Genomic DNA, 4614 nt, shown 5'->3' on the forward strand with positions numbered 1-4614 from the left:
TACAGCGGGGCACCGCCCGCTCGCAGGTGCGTGTCACTCAGTTGGAGCAGCACGCGTTCGCCGCGCGGGTGTTCGGCAAAGCGCATCTCGATCCCTTCGGGCCGTCGGGTACGGCCTCAGCCCGGCGTGATGCTCCCGGTTGAGGAGAAATGTTACCGGCATGTTTCGGGAACTCGTGATGAACGCGACGAGAAATTACGGGACGCGCGAACGGCGCGAGCCGGGGGTCAGAGCGAGGCGATGCGCACGAAGTCGGCGATCGAGAGCTGCTCGCCGCGGAGCGTGGGGTCGACGCCCGCCGCCTCCAGCGCCTCCGACGCGGCGGCGGCGGACTCGCCGAGCACGCTCGACAACGCCTGCCGCAGCATTTTGCGGCGCTGCTGGAAGGCGGCATCCACGATCGCGAACGTGCGGCGCCGGAGTTCTTCGTCGCCGCGGGGCTCGGCATCCCGTTCGAATCCGACCAGCACGCTGTCGACGTTCGGGACCGGCCAGAAGACCTGGCGTGACACCGTCCCGGCCAGGCGCCACGGGCCGTACCAGGCGGCCTTGACGCTCGGCGCCCCGTACACCTTCGACCCCGGCGGGGCCGCGAGGCGCTCCCCCACCTCGGCCTGCACCATGACGACGCCGCGCTGGAGGAACGGGAACGTCTCGAGGAAGTGCAGCAGCACCGGTACCGACACGTTGTACGGCAGGTTCGCGACGAGGACCTCGGGCTCGCCGGGGAGCTCGCGCACCTGCAGCGCGTCGGCGTCGATCACGGTCAGGCGCTCGGCCGGTACGTCGTGCGCGGCCGCGGTCTCGGGGAGCCGGGCGGCCAGCCGGTGGTCGATCTCGACGGCGACGACCGACGCGCCCGTCTCGAGGATCGCCAGCGTCAGCGAGCCGAGTCCCGGACCGATCTCGACGACCCGATCGGATGCCTCGACCCGCGCGGCCTGCACGATCTTGCGGACCGTGTTGGCGTCGACGACGAAGTTCTGCCCGAGCTTCTTCGTCGGCGTGACGTCGAGGTCGGCGGCGAGCCGGCGGATCTCGGCGGCACCGAGGAGCGAAACGGGCATTGTTCCACTGTAACCAGCGCGACCGCCAGTCGCCGCCCCCGGAGCGGGCGGGGGCAGTAGCGTGGGTGGGTGAGCCAGACGCAGTCGATACCCGCCAACGCCTTCACTCTCCGCGGCCCGTACGGGCGACGAGCGGTCGGACTCTCGATCGCCGCCGCCGTCGGTGGGTTCCTGTTCGGGTTCGACTCCTCCGTCATCAACGGAGCCGTGGATGCCGTCCAGGGCAACTTCGAGCTGAGCCAGGTGCTGACCGGCTTCGTCGTGGCCGTCGCACTGCTCGGCTGCGCGGTGGGCGCGGTCATCGCCGGCGCGCTGTCGGACCGCTGGGGCCGCCTCAAGGTCATGCTTCTCGGCGCCGTGCTGTTCTTCGTGTCCTCGATCGGCGCCGCGCTGACGTTCAGCGTCCCCGATCTCATCCTGTGGCGCGTGATGAGCGGCCTCGGCATCGGCATCGCCTCGGTCGTGGCGCCCGCGTACATCGCCGAGGTCGCCCCGCGCCAGATCCGCGGTTCCCTCGCGTCCCTGCAACAGCTGGCGATCACGCTCGGCATCTTCGGCGCGCTGCTCTCCGACGCGCTGCTCGCCACCTCGGCCGGTGGCGCCGCGAACCAGCTCTGGCTGGGCATGGAGGCGTGGCGCTGGATGTTCCTCGTCGGCGTCATCCCCGCCGCCGTCTATGGCATCCTGTCGTTCACCGTTCCGGAGTCGCCGCGGTACCTGCTCGCCAAGGGCCGCAAGGACGAGGCGCGCGCGATCTTCTCGCGCCTGGTGCCCCCGGCCGACCTCGACAAGACGATGAACGAGCTCACGAGCGCGATCGAGACCGACCGCAAGAACAAGAACGTGTCGCTGCGCGGACCGGTGCTGGGTCTGCAGGGCATCGTGTGGACCGGCATCCTGCTGTCGATGTTCCAGCAGTTCGTCGGTATCAACGTGATCTTCTACTACTCGACGACGCTGTGGCGCGCGGTCGGCTTCGACGAGAGCAACTCGCTGCTGATCTCCGTGATCACCTCCGTCACGAACGTCGTGGTGACCTTCGTCGCGATCTTCCTCGTCGACCGCGTGGGCCGGAAACCGATCCTCCTGACCGGTTCCGTGCTGATGACGGTGTCGCTGGCCGCGATGGCCCTGTCGTTCACGTTCGCGCAGGGCAGCGGCGACGACGTGTCGCTGCCGGCCCCGTGGGGCGGGATCGCGCTGGTCGCGGCGAACGTCTTCGTGATCGGGTTCGGCGCGTCGTGGGGTCCGCTGGTCTGGGTGCTGCTCGGCGAGATCTTCCCCAGCCGCATCCGCGGCAAGGCGCTGGGTGTCGCGGCGGGTGCGCAGTGGATCGCGAACTTCGCCATCACGGTGTCGTTCCCCGCGATGTCGGGCTGGTCGCTCCCGCTCACGTACGGCATGTACGCGCTGTTTGCCGCGCTGTCGTTCCTCTACGTGGCGCTGCGGATCCCCGAGACCAAGGGCATGGAGCTCGAGCAGACCGAGACCCTGTTCGTCCGCAAGGACAAGGCGAAGTCCTGACGAATCGCGAAGGCCAGCGCCCCGAGGGGTGCCGGCCTTCGTCGTACTCAGCCCGGGCGCGCGCGGCACGACCTCCGCGATCCGCACAACCTCAGCGGCATCCACCCCGGGCGGACTGAGGGAACGCAGATCACTGAGCCGACGCCGCAGATCCGGCGGCGCCCACGCCGGCGCGCATCACCGAGCCGACGCCGCGGGTCAGAACTCCCCGTACACCTCGACGGTGTTGGCCGCGACCTGGGCGGCGAGCTCGTCGGGATCGACACCGAGTTCGGATGCCAGGAAGCGCAGCGTCACCGGGATGAGGTACGGCGCGTTCGGGCGGCCGCGGTAGGGCACCGGAGTGAGGAACGGCGCGTCGGTCTCGACGAGGATCCGCTCGCGCGGGGTCACGGCGAGGGCGTCACGCAGGTTCTGGGCGTTCTTGAACGTGACGTTGCCCGCGAACGAGAGGTAGTACCCGCGGTCGGCCGCGATGCGCGCCATGTCGGCGTCGCCGGAGAAGCAGTGGAACACCGTCTTCTCGGGGGCGCCGACGCGCGCGAGCGTCTCGAGGACGGCGTCGTGGGCGTCGCGATCGTGGATCTGCATCGCGATGCCGTGCTTCTTCGCGAGCGCGATGTGCGCCTCGAACGAGCGGATCTGGGCCGGGATGCCATCCGCCTCGGTCCGGAAGAAGTCGAGGCCCGTCTCGCCGATCGCGCGCACCCGGGGCTCGGCCGCGAGCTCGTCGATGACCGCGATCGCGGCATCCAGCCCGCCCGCGGCAGCGTACGCCGGCGCCTCGTTCGGGTGGATCGCAACGGCGGCGAGCACGCGCGGATGGGTCGCCGCGGCCCACGCGGACCAGCGCGACGAGTCGACGTCTCCCCCGGCCTGGACGACGCCGTGCACGCCCACGGCCAGCGCCCGCTCGAGCTGCTCATCGAGCGACAGGCCGGTCTCGCCGTCCTCGATCTCGAGGTGCGTGTGGTTGTCGTACACGGGCACGCCGAGCGGCTCGGGAGCGGGCGGGTAGCTCACGTCGCGCCGACCGTCGGCCGACCGCTCGCGCACGTACTGGCTCGGGTCGCCGCCCTCGATCGTGCCGCGGGGCCGTTCGACGGGCGTGCTCATGCCTGCTCGACGCGCGGGAACAGGGGCGACAGACCGTTCACGGACGTCCCCGGACGCAGCACGCCCCAGCCACCGGCCTCGCGGAGCGCCTGGTCCTGCAGACGCCCGATGCTCTCGGCGGCGCCGAGGGCGATCCAGAGCTTCTCGGTCGAGATCGGCATGACGGGCGACAGCAGTACAGCGAGAGCGCGGAGTCCCTCGGCCGCGGTGTACAGCACCGTGCCCAGGCGCTCGCGCTTCGCGTCGTCCTTGGCCAGAGCCCACGGCTCGTTCTCGGTGATGTACTGGTTCAGCGCGTCGACGATCGTCCAGATCGCGTCGATGGCCTCGTCGATGCGGAACCGCTCGATGGCCGCGTCGGCGTTGCTCGCGGCATCCGCCACGGTCCTCTGGATCGCGAGGTCGGCCTCGGTGTAGTCCCCCGCCGGCGGCACGATCCCCTCGAAGTAGCGCTCGATCATCGCGATCGACCGGGATGCCAGGTTGCCGAAGCCGTTGGCGAGTTCGGCCTGGTAGCGGGCCGACAGGTCTTCCCACGAGAACGACCCGTCCTGACCGAACGCGATCGCCGAGAGGAAGTAGAAACGGTACGCGTCGGAGCCGAAGACGTCGGTGATCTCGGTCGGCGCGATACCGGTGAGCTTCGACTTCGACATCTTCTCGCCGCCGACCAGCAGCCAGCCGTGCGCGAAGACGCCGCGGGGCACCTCGAGCCCCGCCGCCATCAGCATCGCGGGCCAGATCACGGCGTGGAAACGCAGGATGTCCTTGCCCACGACGTGGTACGCGGGCCAGCGGCGCGCGAACTCCTCGGGGTCGCTGCCGTACCCGACGGCCGTGGCGTAGTTCAGCAGCGCGTCGACCCCACGTAGATGACGTGCGAATCGTCCCACGGCACCTGGATGCC

Annotated in this window: 3 protein-coding genes and 1 pseudogene; 1 reads left to right on the top strand and 3 read right to left on the bottom strand. The window is 70.2% G+C overall.

The features are described 5' to 3' along the window. Window positions 1-227: 227 nt before the first annotated feature. Window positions 228-1067, bottom strand: a complete 840-nt coding sequence (gene rsmA, locus I5G_RS16360; protein WP_022880024.1) for a 16S rRNA (adenine(1518)-N(6)/adenine(1519)-N(6))-dimethyltransferase RsmA — start codon at window positions 1065-1067, stop codon at window positions 228-230. A gap of 69 nt (window positions 1068-1136) precedes the next feature. Here rsmA and I5G_RS16365 point away from each other — a divergent pair, with 69 nt between their 5' ends. Beyond that, window positions 1137-2591 (top strand): sugar porter family MFS transporter, encoded by a 1455-nt coding sequence (locus I5G_RS16365; RefSeq protein ID WP_022880025.1) that lies wholly within the window; start codon window positions 1137-1139, stop codon window positions 2589-2591. A 198-nt stretch (window positions 2592-2789) separates the two neighbouring features. Here the strand turns inward: I5G_RS16365 and I5G_RS16370 are convergent, their stop codons facing one another. Together I5G_RS16370 and I5G_RS23055 are read right to left on the bottom strand one after the other, a co-directional pair. Continuing rightward, window positions 2790-3707, bottom strand: coding sequence for a TatD family hydrolase (locus I5G_RS16370; RefSeq protein WP_022880026.1), 918 nt, complete (start codon window positions 3705-3707; stop codon window positions 2790-2792). Next, a pseudogene (locus I5G_RS23055) lies at window positions 3704-4614 on the bottom strand (methionine--tRNA ligase); the annotation flags it as partial. The pseudogene I5G_RS23055 and the gene I5G_RS16370, both read right to left, overlap by 4 nt.

Source organism: Microbacterium sp. B19 (assembly GCF_000333395.1).
In the GTDB taxonomy this organism is placed as follows: domain Bacteria; phylum Actinomycetota; class Actinomycetes; order Actinomycetales; family Microbacteriaceae; genus Microbacterium.